The organism is Proteus sp. G2300 (assembly GCF_009915965.1).
Taxonomy (GTDB): domain Bacteria; phylum Pseudomonadota; class Gammaproteobacteria; order Enterobacterales; family Enterobacteriaceae; genus Proteus; species Proteus vulgaris.
Genome location: NZ_JAABNK010000005.1, coordinates 440,432 through 456,243, shown reverse-complemented (window position 1 = coordinate 456,243; position 15,812 = coordinate 440,432). Strand labels below are relative to the sequence as shown.

The following is a 15,812-nucleotide window of genomic DNA, read 5'->3' as shown; positions in this document are numbered from 1 at the left end:
AGTCAGTGTGTGCTCAACTGTTTCTGTCTTACCATCTGGTTTAGTGATAGTCAGCGTCAATGTATCACCTTCAGCACTACCTCCCGGCACAGTGACTTCAGTTTGTACACCGTCTTTTAGCTCTTCAGCATTTACGCCGTTAGTCGCTTCAGGAATTGTGACCACAGGTGTTGTATCTACCACACCGTCACCATCCGTATCACCTGGAATTTGTCCATCAACGGTAAATTCAACTTTATTCCCTGGTTTGGCTGGGTTACTGCCTTGCGTTAAGCTAACATCAACACTGTTTTGACCATTTTGTACCGCGTCTTTCGGAATATCTATTGATACTTTACCCACTGTCGCTTCATCTTTAGTGACAGTATGTGTAACCGTTTCAGTGGATTTATCCGGACGAGTAATTGTTAGCGTAATTTCAGCGCCTTCTACAGTACCTGCTGGCAGTGTCACCTCAGCTTGTAAACCATCTTTCAGTTCATCAGCATTCGCATAACCATCAGCCACTTCAGGAATACTTAAAATAGGCATATCCGTTACAGGATCTGGTTTTGCAGTTACAGTAACTTCATCACTTTTATTACCACTTGGATCTTTCGCACTTGCAGTAACATCACTATTATCTTTTATCTTGTCATTAGGAATCGTGACTTTATCGTTATCTGTATCAGGAATTAAGTCTGGATTACTCGATGTCCAGCCATTATCACCTTTCTCTAATGTGACAGTATTTGAGTTCCCCTCTTCATCCTCAAAAGTAACATCTACAGAATCACCTTTGTTTGCATCTTTTGGTAAATCAATAGAAACAGAACCGTCATCTTCAGCGGTTAATCCTGGTTTACTTGGCGCAGTAACATCAGCCTCATCACCTTTATTGTCACCACCATGATTTCTATTAGCTAAAAAGATTGCTAATGCACTGCCGATAGAACCAGCAACCCATAAAAATAGGCCGATTCCATCCTCGTTATCAGAAAGAGTCCCTGTTTCACCAGCAACTAAATGCTCTAAAACAGGACCATCTTGAGTAAGAGTGACTTCCCCCATTACCCCATTTTGATCTAATACATTTAAAGTTGCATAACACTGCTCTTCTCCTGGTTTGCACTCCTCCCAGAAGTCTTTAATGACAACTTCAAGTTCTTGTTCTTTACTCGATAAAATAAGATCATCCGATTTACGAGTTGCTTTAATATCTAATGGTGAAAGATTGGTTTCAGTATCAATTAATTGATAAACTTCATTTGGTTTTGCAGTTACGGTGTGCTTTACATTAGGATTTAACTGCACTTGTGTATCTGAATTTTTTTCAGAAAAAATAAATCTCATAATAATTACCTAGCGTTAAAATAGAACTTCTATACATGTATAGAGAAGCACCTACCTATTTAAAAACATTTTTTAACAATAAGTTACGAAATTAATTTGTTCTTTATTCTCCTTACATTATTTCTTCTTTACAAACGTAATCACAATTACAATCAATAATTATTTTCTTTTTGCTATCTAATATTTTTATAAAGTGAAGTATAGAAATGTTTAAAATAAAGCAAACTTCTACTAATGTAGAAACACACCATTTAACGTCTCCTCGTTCAAGGCGAGAATAATGCTGTTGACTTATATTCATCTTCTTTGACATATTAAGCCCAGTCAGACACCTCGCCTTCCTTATAGCTTTAACCTCACTTCCTATTACATAATTAATATTCAATCTATGCACCTTAACTCCTGCCCGATATAAGGGATGGAGATAAAAACATTACAGAAATAATTTTACTTAAGTTCAGTGTATCATTTAGCATCACGCCTCAAATCAAACAAAGAAATAAATAAATAACACAAAATGATAAATTTGGTATTTATCAATAAAATACAATCAAAGAAAAAAATAAAAACAACCATAAAACTTAATTAAATTGCCAAAAATGTTAAAATCCATTCGTATGAGAAACGTTATACTTACGCGCATAAAATTAAATATCGTCATTAGTCTTTGAACATGATGATTCCAATGAAAAATAACACTAAAAGATAAAAAAGTATTACTATTAATCACATGGTAATAAATACAATTTCATTTATAAAAATAAAATCATAGACTGATTATTAATAATTTTAATTACTATTTTATTCATAAAACCCAGATTAAAGTGAGTCTATTTATATGGAAAATTCTTATTTTCATTTAAAAAACTTAACTCTATCAAACTACATTATGCTCTTAACAAAAGATAGTGAGATACGAATAGAAACTAATAGCCTAAAAAAAACAATAGATAAAAATAGTATTGCTTTAATATCAAAAGATATAAAATTTGATGTGTATTTTTCGAATATAAACAAACCTACTTTGATTTATTTATCTTGTGATACGCTTAGAGATGCATTAAAAATAAACCTTGCCTCTAATCATCTTAAAATAAAAGAAAACAAAAACAGCATTGAAAATAATATTTTAATAAAAAAAGCACAACCAGAAGATATCTTGCTATTTAATAAATTGAAAAGTAAATTTAACAACGAAATTATTACATCTGAAAAAATAGAGCATAGCCATATATTAAAATTGGCATATCTATTAAGTGGATTAGAAATAAATATTATGAGTTTTATATATGAGATGTATAACTCCTCATATACAGAAAAAATAATTAATATTATTAGTGAGGATTTAAGTTATGAATGGACAATAAAAGACATTAGTAAAAGGCTATACATTGGAACATCATCTCTCAGAAAAAAACTAGAGACAGAAAAAACAAGCTTTACAAGAATATTAACAAAAACAAGAATGGAGCACGCAATAAATTTATTAACAACGACAAATCTAAACATCAATACTATTTCAAATAAATTAGGTTATAAAACAACCTCATATTTTATAAAAAAATTCAAAGAATATTACAAATCAACACCTAAAAAATTATTAAAAAATCATAGAATTGGGATAAAATAATCTAATGAACATATATTGTTATTACTCTTCATATCTTTAATGTTAAATATTTCAATATCGTATCCGTTTCTCTTTTTAGCTTTCAATTTAGAAAGCTCTCTAGAATAGATTACGTTTGATAGGTTTAAATATTCATCCCAGGTACCATAAAATGAAAACTTATAATATTTATCTCCATTTTCAGAAAAAATAGAGTCGATTGCATGCATACTTTCATAATAGTCAAAAACAGTTAAAATATTTTTAGTGAATGGCGATTTTTCATAACGATAATATATATTTAAATATTCATATTGGTTCATTTTAATGAGATTTTTTAATTTAATTATTCCATCTTTATTTTTAAATCCCATTCCTGTTCTTGATATTAATGCAGTTAGCTCAAAAGGAATATTAACATGAAAAATTTTCTCTTTACTTTTTTTAAAAGCAATATCAATAAAACTTTTTTAGATTCTAATTTTTTAAAGTCAAAATAATTATACTGAGGAAGATAATATGTAAAATCCCAATATGCATCTTTTCTATAAACAATAGGAGTCACTTTAAAGTGACGTTTAAAAGCTCTAGAAAAACTTTGCTGAGAATTAAATTGATAATTAACAGATATTTCCAATATAGATAAGCTTGTTAATCTTAATAAGGTTGCAGATAGTGATAATCGCCTAAGTAAAATATATCGAGCAATCGTATTTCCCGTTTCATTATAAAAAATATCTTGAAAATGTCTTTTGCTATACCCAGACTTATTTATTACATCATCTTGAGATAATGGACTGTTTATGTTTTTTTCTATCCAATCTAAAATAATCCTTATTATATTATTTTTCAATTAGTTACCCAACCCATTAGTGGTATTCAATCTGTAATTTTACCATAAATAAAATATTTATTATATAAATAAAAATTGATATCATATATTTTCATATACGATAATGAGATAAATGCTCAACGGTATATTGGATTATTTTTAATATTATTATTTAAATAAAAATAAAAATAAACTTAAACATCAATATTTTATTGGCAAATAAATTCTAACTCTCCTTTTATACAGAAAATAAAGATTTCTATTATATAAAATAAAAGTGGCAACAGAATACAGTAATACATTGATATTTTTATTATTTTTAGAACCCTAATGAAAGTAAAGAAGCAATATTAATACTAATTCTTTTTTTATTTGAAATTTTAAACATATAAGTTTTTATATATTTAAAATAAAAAAGATCGCTTTTATAACATTTATCATACAAATTAGGTTCATTTAAGAAATACTCCATATATATATCTCCTTTTAATTAATACCTACCTCACAAAATATGAAATTCACCTTAATTGTCATTGACGAAATATAGCTACAGCAGTAAATATAATAAGCAATGATTATAAAAACAGTGACCATCTTTGAAGATGGCTTTTTTAATCCTTAAATTGTCTCATTTTTTAGACAAAGAGATATTACTGAAACCACGGGAGAATTCTCTTATGACTCAACAAGATACAGCAATTCATTACTCAATTGATGATATGAAAACATTAATTGAAACAATGCAAATTTATAAAAAAGACAACAGTGGCAAAGGGATCACACGTATTGCCTATGGTGAAGAAGATGAAGCCGCACACTTGTATCTTGCGGGTTTAATGAAAGAAGCGGGCCTTGAAGTTTATCGTGATGGTATTGGAACTCTTTATGCACGTTTACCAGGTAAAGATCGCTCATTACCCGCAGTAGGAACAGGCTCTCACCTCGACACTGTGCCTCAAGGTGGTGCTTATGATGGCGCTTTAGGTGTGATTGCGGGCTTTTATGCTTTAATGCAATACAAGCCACAACAGCTTAAACGTGATCTTGAACTCGTTGTGTTCCGTGCGGAAGAATCTAGTCGTTTTGGCTTTTCATGTATTGGCAGTAAAGTATTAACAGGAAAAATAGATAGAACACGCTGGGAACAAAATAGAGATGATGATGGCAATAACTTCTTTGACGTTTTGAAGTTATTAGGTTATCAGCACGATAATTTGGATAGTTGTTTAGTCAAAGAGGATCGTTATAGTGCTTTTGTTGAGCTTCATATTGAACAAGGTAAACGCCTCGAAAATGACAAGAAAACCATAGGTATTGTTAATGGTATTGCAGCACCGACACGTTTTTCAGTCACTGTTAATGGTCATGCGGATCACTCTGGTGCAACTCCGATGTATCAACGTCAAGATGCGTTAGTGGCAAGTGCGGGGATTATTACCGATATCAACCGTGCAGCATGTACTGAAGCCGTTTATGGCACTGTAGGTACAGTGGGTAAACTCAACGTTGTTCCGAACTCCATGAACGTCATTCCAGGGCAAGTAAAATTCTCTGTTGATATTCGTGGTATTGATACTGAAAGTATTCAGCGTGTTGTACAACGTTTAAATAACAGTGTTGAAAAAGCAGAAAAAGATTTTGGTGTTGCTATTGATGTTCAACCAATTTCTGCTGAATCGCCAGTAAAATTAGATGATTCAATTTGCCAAGTTATTGAAAATTTGTGCCAAAAACACAATATCGACTATATGACAATGTTAAGCGGTGCAGGCCACGATTCAATGAATATGGCGTCACTTTATCCAACTGCGATGATCTTTACACCTTCAGTTGCCGGTATTAGTCATCATCCTGATGAATTTACCGAGTTTAGTGATATTGCTGTCGCTGCAGATTTATTAGCAGAAACACTAGGCACATTAGCAAATCAATAATGACTGACTATTTGTTTTAAAAGGTTAATTGCATCATCCCCTTTGGTCGCTTTTAACCATAATTTATCAAAGAGAGATTGATATTGAAATATCGCCTCAGTTGAAGAAGTTACGGTGGCAATGCCCGTACTGACATTAGGAAATTCACCTAAACGGAACGGGCTAACGGCTAAAGAAAGAGGTACTTTATCTTGATAAAACAATTGGAAAGTTAAAGACGGCATAGTATCTGAAATAATTGCAATATTAAGATAATTATTTTTTTGCTCTAGCTTTTCAATTAAATGAAGAATTTCGCTTTTTGCTCGCTGTTTTCTTTCTTGTTGCAATGTTTTCGTTAAATTAACGGAACCTAACATACCAACATAAAGAAATTTTTCAATTTGCTGTTGGCTAATAAGGTTATAAATATGAGGTGAATGTAAGGACTGATGTTTCTTACGCTCTTTTAAAATAGACAAAACTTCTTGTTGTTTTTCAGATAAAAGATTTACAGGCGATGCTTCTGTTAGCATTTCAACCAATGTTTTATCATAACAATCTGAAGTTAATAAGTAAGAGAAAGGTTCGAAGTGGGTGTAAATATGTGAAGATTGAGATTCAAGTTGGCGCATTCGTTCAAAAAAGCCATTTGCACTTGAATAATATTCCGTATTAATACCCAATAAACTCGTTAACGAGGTATTTAATAATCGAGCAAGATTGTCAAGCGTCTCAATTTTAACAATTTCGCCTTTTTCTAACCGATATACAGCAGCGCGAGAAATACCCAGGCTTTCTGCGACATCTTCCGCTTTTAATGAAGAGGCTATGCGATAAGCACGCAAGCGATAGCCAATGGCTTGATAATCTATTTTTTCTCTAGGTATGTAAGGCATATTTATAATTGGCTCCCAAATGCACAAAGTACCAGGGTAAAGTAACGGCACAACAATAAGATGTTAGTTCAGATAGTTTAAATTAAACCAAAAATAAAAAGAATCACCTTCCTCACAATGAGGTAAATAAAAAAAGTTTGCAGTAAAAAGTTAGTCTATATCAATAAACCTGTCTCCTAGCAGGTAACCTCACCAGGGTTAAAGCAGTAAAAACAAACAACAATAAAAAACGAAAAGGCGTTGTAATTGATATTGCAGCGCCTTTTTCATTATTTAATTAACTAAATGCTCTAATACCATAGCACCAGCGCCTTGAGAAACTATTTCATAGGCATGACTTGCTGAATAAACATCTGTTTTTATATTTGGGAAAAGTGCGAGTTTAGTTTCAATCGTTTTTTTAACGGTATCAAAAAACGTATATTTAGGTATTAATGTTCCACCACAAACAACAATATCAGGTCGGAGTATTAAAATCGTATTTGCAATAGCAAGCCCGTAGTAATAAGCGGCTTCTTCTAATGCATCAATGCATAAAGGATCTCGCATTTCTATTGCTTGAAAAATAGTGTGATAGTTAATTTCATCATCAGTACTTACCAGAGAAGTTAATAGAGAATGCTTTCCTCGTCTTATTTGATGAATGATATTATTTTTTATGGCATCTAAAGAACACAATGTATTTAAACAACCATAAGAGCCACATTCACACAATGGCCCTTTTACATCAATCGTCATATGACCAAAACAGTTCATCGTTGCTGAGGTATCAGTTAGAAACTGATTACCAATAATGGCACATCCTCTTACTTCGGTATCACAAGAGGTAAATAAAAATCGTTGTGTTTTTTGGCGATAATATAAACGATATTCGGCTAAAGCGGCAAAATGGACGCCGCTTCCTACGGTAACGTAAGTAGGAACTTTTTTACGTAATAACGTTTCTAATTCACAAAATTCTTCATCAAGGGATTTTGAAGCCAATTGATGTTCGACAACATGCTCAATAGAAATACCTAATCCTAAAACTTTTTCATAGCTGATTTTATTTTTTAATAATAAGGCATCAACTTTAGGTAATAGCTTTTCTGTCATTTCATATGCAGATAAGTAAGGCTCTGGTGATATTTTAATTTTGTCCAGCATATTGAGCTTTAAATCCATTAAAACAATCGTTGAATAGACTTTACTTAATTCAATACCAACTAAAAACACACCTTCTGTATTAATATTATACAAAATAGGTTTTCGTCCACCGGTTGACTCCCCTAATTCTGCAGTTGTAATTAATTGAAGAGCATTTAATTCATCCAATAATCGAGCACAAGTCGCAGGCTTCATTTGTGCTAATTCGGTTAATGTTTCTGTTTTTATCGGACCATTTTCTGCCACTAATTTATAAAGACTTTTAAGTTTCAATGCTTTTGAAGTCTTAGAAGACTGAAGTTCTTTTAAATTTTTCAATAGCATAGCGACTTCCTTTATTTAATTATTGGGTAGCAAAAGAGAAGAATACCGCTATCTTACTGTAAAAAAAGCAATAGTTCCTTAATCAAAACAAACAACATGATCTTAATCTCAAAATGAGAAAAAGTGAGTTGTTCATTTCTGTTTATCAGGCAAAGTATTCTCAACCACTATTTAAAATGTAATGACGGTTTATACAGGAGAAAGCCATGCATCAGGTTTCCGAAATCAATAAAGCAAAAGAATTTGTTCAATCTAAAACGACAGAAAAACCAACGGTTGGGATCATTTTAGGATCAGGTTTAGGCTCTTTTGCCGATACATTAGAAGATGCTGTACATATTCCTTACCACACCATTCCTTATTTTGCCGCATCTGGTGCCGTGGGGCATGCTAATGAATTAGTAATTGGTAAAATTGCAGGAAAAACAGTTGTAGCTATGAAAGGTCGTTTTCATTACTACGAAGGCGTCTCACTCGATGAAGTCACCTTCCCTGTTCGTGTAATGAAAGCACTGGGAGTTGAAAAACTGATTATCACTAACGCATGTGGTGCAGTAAATACTGAATTTAATCCGGGCGATCTCATGCTAATTACAGATCACATTAACCTCACTGCTAATAACCCACTTATTGGACCAAATAATCCTGATCTTGGTGTTCGTTTTCTAGATGTTAGTCAAGTTTATAATAAAACAATGCGCCAAATTGTTATTGATACAGCTAAAGAACAAGACATTACCTTACGTCAAGGTGTCTATGCATGGTGGACAGGTCCAACTTACGAAACACCAGCAGAAATTCGCATGATAAGAACATTAGGTGCCGATGCTGTGGGCATGTCAACGGTTCCAGAAGCACTCATTGCTCGCCATTCAGGCATTGATACCATTGGTATTTCATGCTTAACCAATATGGCCTGTGGCATTTTAGAACAACCTCTTAGCCATGATGAAGTCATTGAAACCGCAGAACGCGTAAAATCTACCTTTTTAAAACTTATCAGCGAAGTGATCGCTCGCTTATAACTTTTTATCAATAAAAGAAAAAATGGATCATAGATAGCTGCCTATGATCCACTTAAATCAATATCCCCAACAGTGGAGATTGTTATGGGTATAAAAATACAGCTCAAAGGCATGATGTTTATGCAATATTTTATCTGGGGAAGTTGGTTAATTACCCTGGGTGCATACATGATGCAAACATTGAATTTCACTGGAATTGAAGTTGGATTGGTTTATGGATCTAAAGGTATTGCTGCCCTAATTATGCCTGGTTTATTAGGCATCATTGCCGACAAATTTATTCCTGCAAATCGCTTATATATTATTTGTCATCTTATTTGTGCTACTGCTTTATTCTTTGCGGCTTCAGTCACTGATCCAACTATTATGTTTTGGGTCATGTTTATTAATGCATTAGCATTTATGCCAACCATTGCACTTTCAAACTCCATTGGCTATTTTTGCTTAAATAAACATAAACTAGATTCAGTTGCTCATTTTCCCCCTATTCGTGTATTTGGTACGATAGGCTTTATTATTGCAATGTGGTGTGTCAGCTTATTTAGATTAGAGCTTAGCAATACTCAATTATATATTGCATCCGTTGCATCGCTTTGCTTAGCACTCTACTCATTCTGTTTACCTAAAATTCCAACAGTACAGCATAAACAATCGACATCTTGGGCTTCCCGTTTAGGATTAGATGCATTTGTCTTATTTAAAAAACCTGTCATGGCAATATTCTTTTTATTTGCAATGTTATTAGGTGCTGTGCTTCAAATTACAAATACCTTCGGCAGCCCATTTATTCACGATTTTGCTAAAAATCCTGAATTTGCAGATAGTTTAATTGTACAATACCCATCAATTTTATTATCCGTATCACAAATGGCTGAAGTCGCTTTTATCTTAGCTATTCCCTTCTTCCTAAAACGCTTTGGTATTAAAAAGGTCATGCTAATTAGTATGGTTGCATGGACTTTACGTTTTGGATTATTTGCATATGGTGATCCTTCACCTTGGGGTTTTGTATTGCTAATGCTTTCAATGATTGTTTATGGTTGTGCGTTTGATTTCTTTAATATTTCAGGGTCTATTTATATAGAAAATGAAGTTAAACCTGAAATAAGAGCTAGTGCTCAAGGGTTATTTATGACCATGGTAAATGGCGTCGGTGCGTACGCGGGTTCTATTTTAAGTGGTATGGTGGTAGATCATTTTACAATAAATGGAATGAAAGATTGGCAATCTATTTGGTTAATTTTTGCATCATATACATTAATATTAGCCATTATCTTTGTATTTGCATTTAAAGAGAATAAAAAAATAGCTTACTGATAATTATCATAAATCACTTACTACCTTATATTAATGATAATAAATCTATAAAGGATTTATTATCATTTTCATTTACAGTTAAATTTTAAATTTAACACATGTTGAATTACTTCTTTTTTTAAAAGAAAAATAATGACTAGCATATAGTATATATATACAAAAATAGATTTTTAAAAAGGAAGTAAAATGTCTCATCATAAATATTCACCTGGAGTAGGTATTATTATTGATGTAATAAAAACCAAATCACCTTTTAAAAGATGGAGTAAAAAAAATAAAGAAGATATTTTTACAGAAATATCATATAGTTTTCCTGATTGGAGTAAGTTAAGAGGAAAAGAATATAAAACTCTCACCACATTAAATAAGTCACAACAAAATATTGCAGAAAAAACGTTACAACAATGGTCAGATGTCGCAAATATTAAATTCATAAAAAAAGAAAATAACTATGATACTAATATTAAATTTGGTGTTTATAATAATATAAATGAAATAACAAAAGATACTTCTCACTTAGTCAGTGGAGTTGCAACATATCCGGTTAATAATATAAAACAAAATAAAAGAATAGAGAAGATTACTGATTACAGTAATAGTGGGCAAGTTTGGATCAATATATCTTCAACAGTACTTATCAAAAAATTTAATAAAAATGATATGACTGAAGAGCAAAAATACAAAGTAAATTTATTTAAGAAACTATCAGACAATATAAAATATTATTTTATAGAAACAGATTTACATATTAATTTATATAAAAATACAAATATGGATGGGCATATAAATAATCAATCAATAACATTAGAAAAAGGAAATGGAGAAACTAAAAATTATATACATGAAACAGCACATGCTCTAGGTTTACCTCATATCTTTAATAATAATTCAAATGATCCTGATATTGAAGAAAATAGTTTCAAATACTCAGTAATGGCATACCGATATCCAAAAATAGAAGATGCTAATTTTAATGGATTTTTTCCTATGTCTCCATTATTAATCGATATATATATCATCCAAAAATTCTATGGAGCTAATATGACTACGAGAAATGATGATACTATTTATGGTTTTGATTCTAACACACAAAGAGACTTTTATAGTTTAAATTCGCCAGATGATATTATCATCAGTTGTATATGGGATGCAGGAGGAATTGATACCCTTAATTTTCATAAATATACTAAAAAACAGAAGATAGATTTAAATGAAGGCGCTTTTTCTGATATAGGAGGATTACGAGGTAACGTATCTATCGCTTATGGTACTGTCATTGAAAATGCTATTGGTGGTAGTAATAATGATATTATTCTTGGTAACAGTGCTAATAATTATCTTTATGGTAACGATGGCAACGATATGATTTATGGTGATAGTGGCAATGATGTACTTTATGGTGGAAAAGGAAGCGATTGGCTTTATGGTGGTGAAGGAGATGACATTCTGTACGGTTCTGATGGAAAAGATATCCTCTGGGCAGGCAATGGATATAACCAACTCAGCGGTGGTAAAGGAAAAGACATATTTATCATAAATCTTAATAATACTAGTAGCCATAATAAAATTATGGACTTTGATAAAGACGAGGATTTTATATTCTTTACTGATAATAATAAGGATGTCTTTAATATTAAAGATTTTATTAAAAACAATAATGTTGTAATATCAAGTAATTATCACAATACAAATAATACCACTCATCTATTCATTGTAAAAGAAACCCAATCTACAAAATTTTTTCACACTATAGATCTTATTGGAAATTTTTCTTTTAATGAAATATTCAACCTGTAAATAACTTAATGATATAACTTAGATGACTAAATTATAGAATTTAAGTTATATTCATTTTTTAAATAGAGATAACAAAAAAAATAATAACAATGAAAAAAATACCATCCGGAAAAGTAACTTTAATTCTATTTACTTATTTAAATTATTCTGACTTAAAACACACCTCACTTCACAATTATTTAAAAACATATTTTCCCCCTCTAGATTAATATCAATAAATAGCTATCTTTATTATCGCTGGCGCTCGCCAGATAATAAACTATTTTCAACATGAAAATAAACTTAAGCTAAACTTGATATCCGGAGGATATTATGGGTTCTTCTTTATTAAAAAAAGCAGCTGGATTATCTAATATTTCTGATTTATTAGATAAAAGTGGAATTTTTTATAATTTTTCAACTAAAACTCTACCTTCTTTTGATTATGATACCGCAGGAAAACATATTGCACGCGAAAATTCCACATGGAATGGAAAATATGTTATTGGAAAAGCGGCTGAAGTGACGTATTCATTCCCAACTTGGGCGGGTAAAAAGTTTAATGATTTTGGTGATAAAAATCCCTATGGATTTAATTCAACCCAGAAAGAACATGCAAGACAATCTTTAGATGCATGGTCTGATATCGCAAATATTAAATTTACAGAAGTAGGGCCAAATGTAAAATCAGACATTACTTTTGGGAACATTACTGATCCATATGGCAATTTCCAAGCTTATGCAACATTACCAAACACTCATGATTATTATGGGCGTGATGTTTCAGGCCAAGCTTGGTTTAGTGATTATTATTATGCGGGTAATACAACGCCTGAATTAGGAAATTATGGTCGCTTAACTATTATTCATGAAATTGGTCATGCACTTGGTTTAATGCATCCTGGAGATTATAACGCAGGAGAAAACGTACCGGGTTATTTAAAATCTGATTATGCTGAAGATAGTCGCCAATATACTGTAATGAGTTATTGGGATGAATATGAAACTGGTGCACACTTCCAAGGTGCTTATGCTGGTGCTCCTTTACTTCATGATATTTCAGCAATGCAATACCTCTATGGTGCAAATACAACAACCAGAACAGGTGATGATGTTTACGGCTTCAACTCAAATACGGGTATTGATTATTACACTGCAACAAGCAGTAACGATAAATTAATATTCTCCGTTTGGGACAGTGGTGGTAACGATACATTTGACTTCTCAGGATATTATCAAGATCAAGTGATTGATTTACGTGAGGGTCATTTCTCTGATGTTGGCGGACTACAGAAAAACGTTTCTATTGCCCAAGGCGTTACAATAGAAAACGCAATCGGTGGCTCTGGTAATGATATTATCTATGGAAATGATGCTGATAATATTCTCATCGGCGGTGGCGGCCAAGATACATTATGGGGCGGTACAGGTAGCAATACCTTTGTCTATAAAGAAATCTCCGACTCTCTAGTCTCAGCCGCGGACAAGATAATGGATTTCAAATCAGGCATTGATAAGATTGATCTATCAGAGCTAATCGAAAATACCTTCAGTCATAAATTCCTTAATTTTGTTGATAAATTTACAGGTCACTCAGGTGAGGCAACCATAAAATATAATCAATCAACAAACTCAAGTGAACTCGCTATTAATGCTTATGGTTATGACTCTAGCGCTGATTTCAAAATTGATATTGTAGGATTTGTTAATTACGAAACTGATTTTATTGTTTAAGTCGTGATTTATTGGGTTGGAGAAATAGTATTCTCCTGCCCTCTTTTTTACTTACATGGAGTTATTTTTATATTTTTTAAAAAAAATAAATATAAATTATCATGCGTATAGATAAAAAATCACAAGTATAAACAAGTAGATAAAAATAAAATCAGGAATAACATTATGCCAGAAAGAAAACATAACAATGAAATAACCAGTATTATAAAAGAAAGAAAGAAAGTGTTTCTTTCTATTGGTATATTTACAGCGCTAATAAATATTTTAATGCTAGTTCCTTCAATCTATATGTTGCAAGTTTATGATCGCGTATTACCTTCTGGTAATGAAATGACATTATTGATGCTAACTCTTATTATGTTAGCTCTCTTTATTTTTATGGGAGGATTAGAATATTTAAGAAGCATTATTGTAATTAGAATGAGTAATAAGCTTGATTTATCACTTAATTCACGTATTTATACTGCCGCATATCAAGCTAAATTAAATAAAACACAGGGAATTGACTCTTCCTTAGCTTTTAATGATTTAGTCACAATTCGCCAATTTATTACAAGCCATGCTATTTTTGCCTTTTTTGACTTACCTTGGTTTCCTATTTATCTTCTCGTTATTGCTTTATTTAACCCTTGGTTAGGATTATTTGCATTTTGTGGTGCACTCATTTTATTTTCATTAGCTATTCTTAATGAGTATTTATCCAGATCATCATTAAAAGAAGCCAACAAATTTGCTAATCAGGCACAAATAATACAGGGGCATCATTTTGAACATCCACAACCCATTGAAGCAATGGGTATGCTGGGACATTTACGTAACCAATGGCAAATTGCCCATTTTAAATATCTACAAGCACAAACTCATGCAAGTGATAATGCTGCGAGTGTTAATGCAATAACTAAAGTCACTCGTATGGCATTACAATCCTTGATGTTAGGCCTAGGAGGATGGCTTGCAATAGACAATACGATTAGCCCAGGAATGATGATTGCAGGCTCCATATTATTAGGTCGAGCTCTCGCACCGATTGAACAAGTTATTGGCGTCTGGAAAAACTGGGATAGCAGTAAAGAAGCCTATAAAAGATTGACGGCATTATTACAAACCTATCCTAAAGAAAATAAAAAAATGGCGTTACCTGCACCTAAAGGTGAATTAGTCGTTAATATTAATCAGGCGCATTACCCTCAAACAGAGCGGACACTATTAAATAATATTCATTTCTCACTAAGCCCAGGTGACGTGTTGGGTGTGATAGGTCCTAGTGCTTCAGGTAAATCCTCTTTAGCTAAATTTATTGTGGGTATATGGGAAGTTAAAACAGGTTCCATACGTCTTGATAATGCAGATATATATCAATGGAATAAAAATGAAGTAGGCCAATATATTGGATACCTACCTCAAGAAATAGCTCTTTTTCCAGGTACTATCGCCGAGAATATTGCTCGTTTTTCAGAAATAGACTCACAAAAAGTTATCCAAGCCGCCACAATGGCCAATGTTCATGAAATGATTTTACGTTTTCCTGAAGGTTATGAAACCGTTATTGGCGCTCATGGTGAAGGTTTATCGGGTGGACAACGACAACGTATTGCGTTAGCTCGTGCATTATATGGAAATCCTGCATTAATCGTTTTAGATGAACCTAATTCTAATTTAGATGATTTAGGTATTAAGGCATTAATACAGGCAATTCAAACGCTCAAGCAAAATAAAAAAACAGTCATTTTAATTACTCATCAAAAACAATTGCTCTCCGTGACCAATAAACTCTTAGTTCTTTTTGATGGGCACTCTAAATTATTCGGTTCCACAACCGCTGTTATTGCTGAATTAAATAACTCATCAATAATAAAAAACACGCCAACATCACCAAGTACACCTATTACTCAAAGTAATTCTTAA

The 15,812-nt window shown here is 32.1% G+C and carries 11 protein-coding genes and 1 pseudogene; 7 read left to right on the top strand and 5 right to left on the bottom strand.

Annotation, left to right across the window (positions count from 1 at the left end):
- A pseudogene (locus tag GWI97_RS18180) lies at positions 1–1,332 on the bottom strand (beta strand repeat-containing protein); the annotation flags it as partial.
- An 838-nt stretch (positions 1,333–2,170) separates the two neighbouring features.
- Here GWI97_RS18180 and GWI97_RS04255 point away from each other — a divergent pair.
- Positions 2,171–2,962, top strand: coding sequence for a helix-turn-helix domain-containing protein (locus GWI97_RS04255; protein WP_036932656.1), 792 nt, complete (start codon positions 2,171–2,173; stop codon positions 2,960–2,962).
- Here GWI97_RS04255 and GWI97_RS18325 read toward each other — a convergent pair.
- Positions 2,941–3,315 carry a hypothetical protein gene (locus tag GWI97_RS18325; RefSeq protein ID WP_237585381.1) on the bottom strand — a complete coding sequence of 125 codons (375 nt, stop codon included), beginning with the start codon at positions 3,313–3,315 and terminating at the stop codon, positions 2,941–2,943. The two genes, GWI97_RS04255 and GWI97_RS18325, sit on opposite strands and share 22 nt — an antisense overlap.
- Positions 3,316–3,338: 23 nt before the next feature.
- Entirely contained in the window at positions 3,339–3,794 is a 456-nt protein-coding gene (locus tag GWI97_RS18320) for a helix-turn-helix domain-containing protein (protein ID WP_237585380.1), read from the bottom strand.
- Between the two features lie 656 nt (positions 3,795–4,450).
- On the opposite strand from GWI97_RS18320, the gene GWI97_RS04245 reads away from it, so the two are divergent.
- Complete coding sequence (locus GWI97_RS04245) at positions 4,451–5,707, top strand: M20 family metallo-hydrolase (protein ID WP_036932658.1); 1,257 nt, start codon at positions 4,451–4,453, stop codon at positions 5,705–5,707.
- Here the strand turns inward: GWI97_RS04245 and GWI97_RS04240 are convergent.
- Both GWI97_RS04240 and GWI97_RS04235 read right to left on the bottom strand, forming a co-directional pair.
- On the bottom strand, positions 5,701–6,585 hold the full coding sequence (locus GWI97_RS04240; protein ID WP_036932660.1) for a helix-turn-helix domain-containing protein: 885 nt from the start codon (positions 6,583–6,585) through the stop codon (positions 5,701–5,703). The genes GWI97_RS04245 and GWI97_RS04240 overlap by 7 nt on opposite strands.
- Before the next feature lie 273 nt (positions 6,586–6,858).
- On the bottom strand, positions 6,859–8,055 hold the full coding sequence (locus GWI97_RS04235) for an ROK family protein (RefSeq protein WP_036932661.1): 1,197 nt from the start codon (positions 8,053–8,055) through the stop codon (positions 6,859–6,861).
- A gap of 206 nt (positions 8,056–8,261) precedes the next feature.
- On the opposite strand from GWI97_RS04235, the gene GWI97_RS04230 reads away from it, so the two are divergent.
- The 5 genes from GWI97_RS04230 to GWI97_RS04210 all read left to right on the top strand — a co-directional run bounded on the left by GWI97_RS04230 (position 8,262) and on the right by GWI97_RS04210 (position 15,812).
- On the top strand, positions 8,262–9,080 hold the full coding sequence (locus GWI97_RS04230; protein ID WP_103005071.1) for a purine-nucleoside phosphorylase: 819 nt from the start codon (positions 8,262–8,264) through the stop codon (positions 9,078–9,080).
- 84 nt (positions 9,081–9,164) lie between these two features.
- Positions 9,165–10,397, top strand: coding sequence for a nucleoside permease (locus GWI97_RS04225; RefSeq protein WP_036932663.1), 1,233 nt, complete (start codon positions 9,165–9,167; stop codon positions 10,395–10,397).
- Positions 10,398–10,583: 186 nt separating this feature from the next.
- Positions 10,584–12,194, top strand: a complete 1,611-nt coding sequence (locus GWI97_RS04220) for a M10 family metallopeptidase C-terminal domain-containing protein (RefSeq protein ID WP_115370437.1) — start codon at positions 10,584–10,586, stop codon at positions 12,192–12,194.
- Between the two features lie 312 nt (positions 12,195–12,506).
- Entirely contained in the window at positions 12,507–13,907 is a 1,401-nt protein-coding gene (locus tag GWI97_RS04215; RefSeq protein WP_103005068.1) for a serralysin family metalloprotease, read from the top strand.
- Positions 13,908–14,072: 165 nt separating this feature from the next.
- Positions 14,073–15,812 carry a type I secretion system permease/ATPase gene (locus GWI97_RS04210; RefSeq protein ID WP_087803032.1) on the top strand — a complete coding sequence of 580 codons (1,740 nt, stop codon included), beginning with the start codon at positions 14,073–14,075 and terminating at the stop codon, positions 15,810–15,812.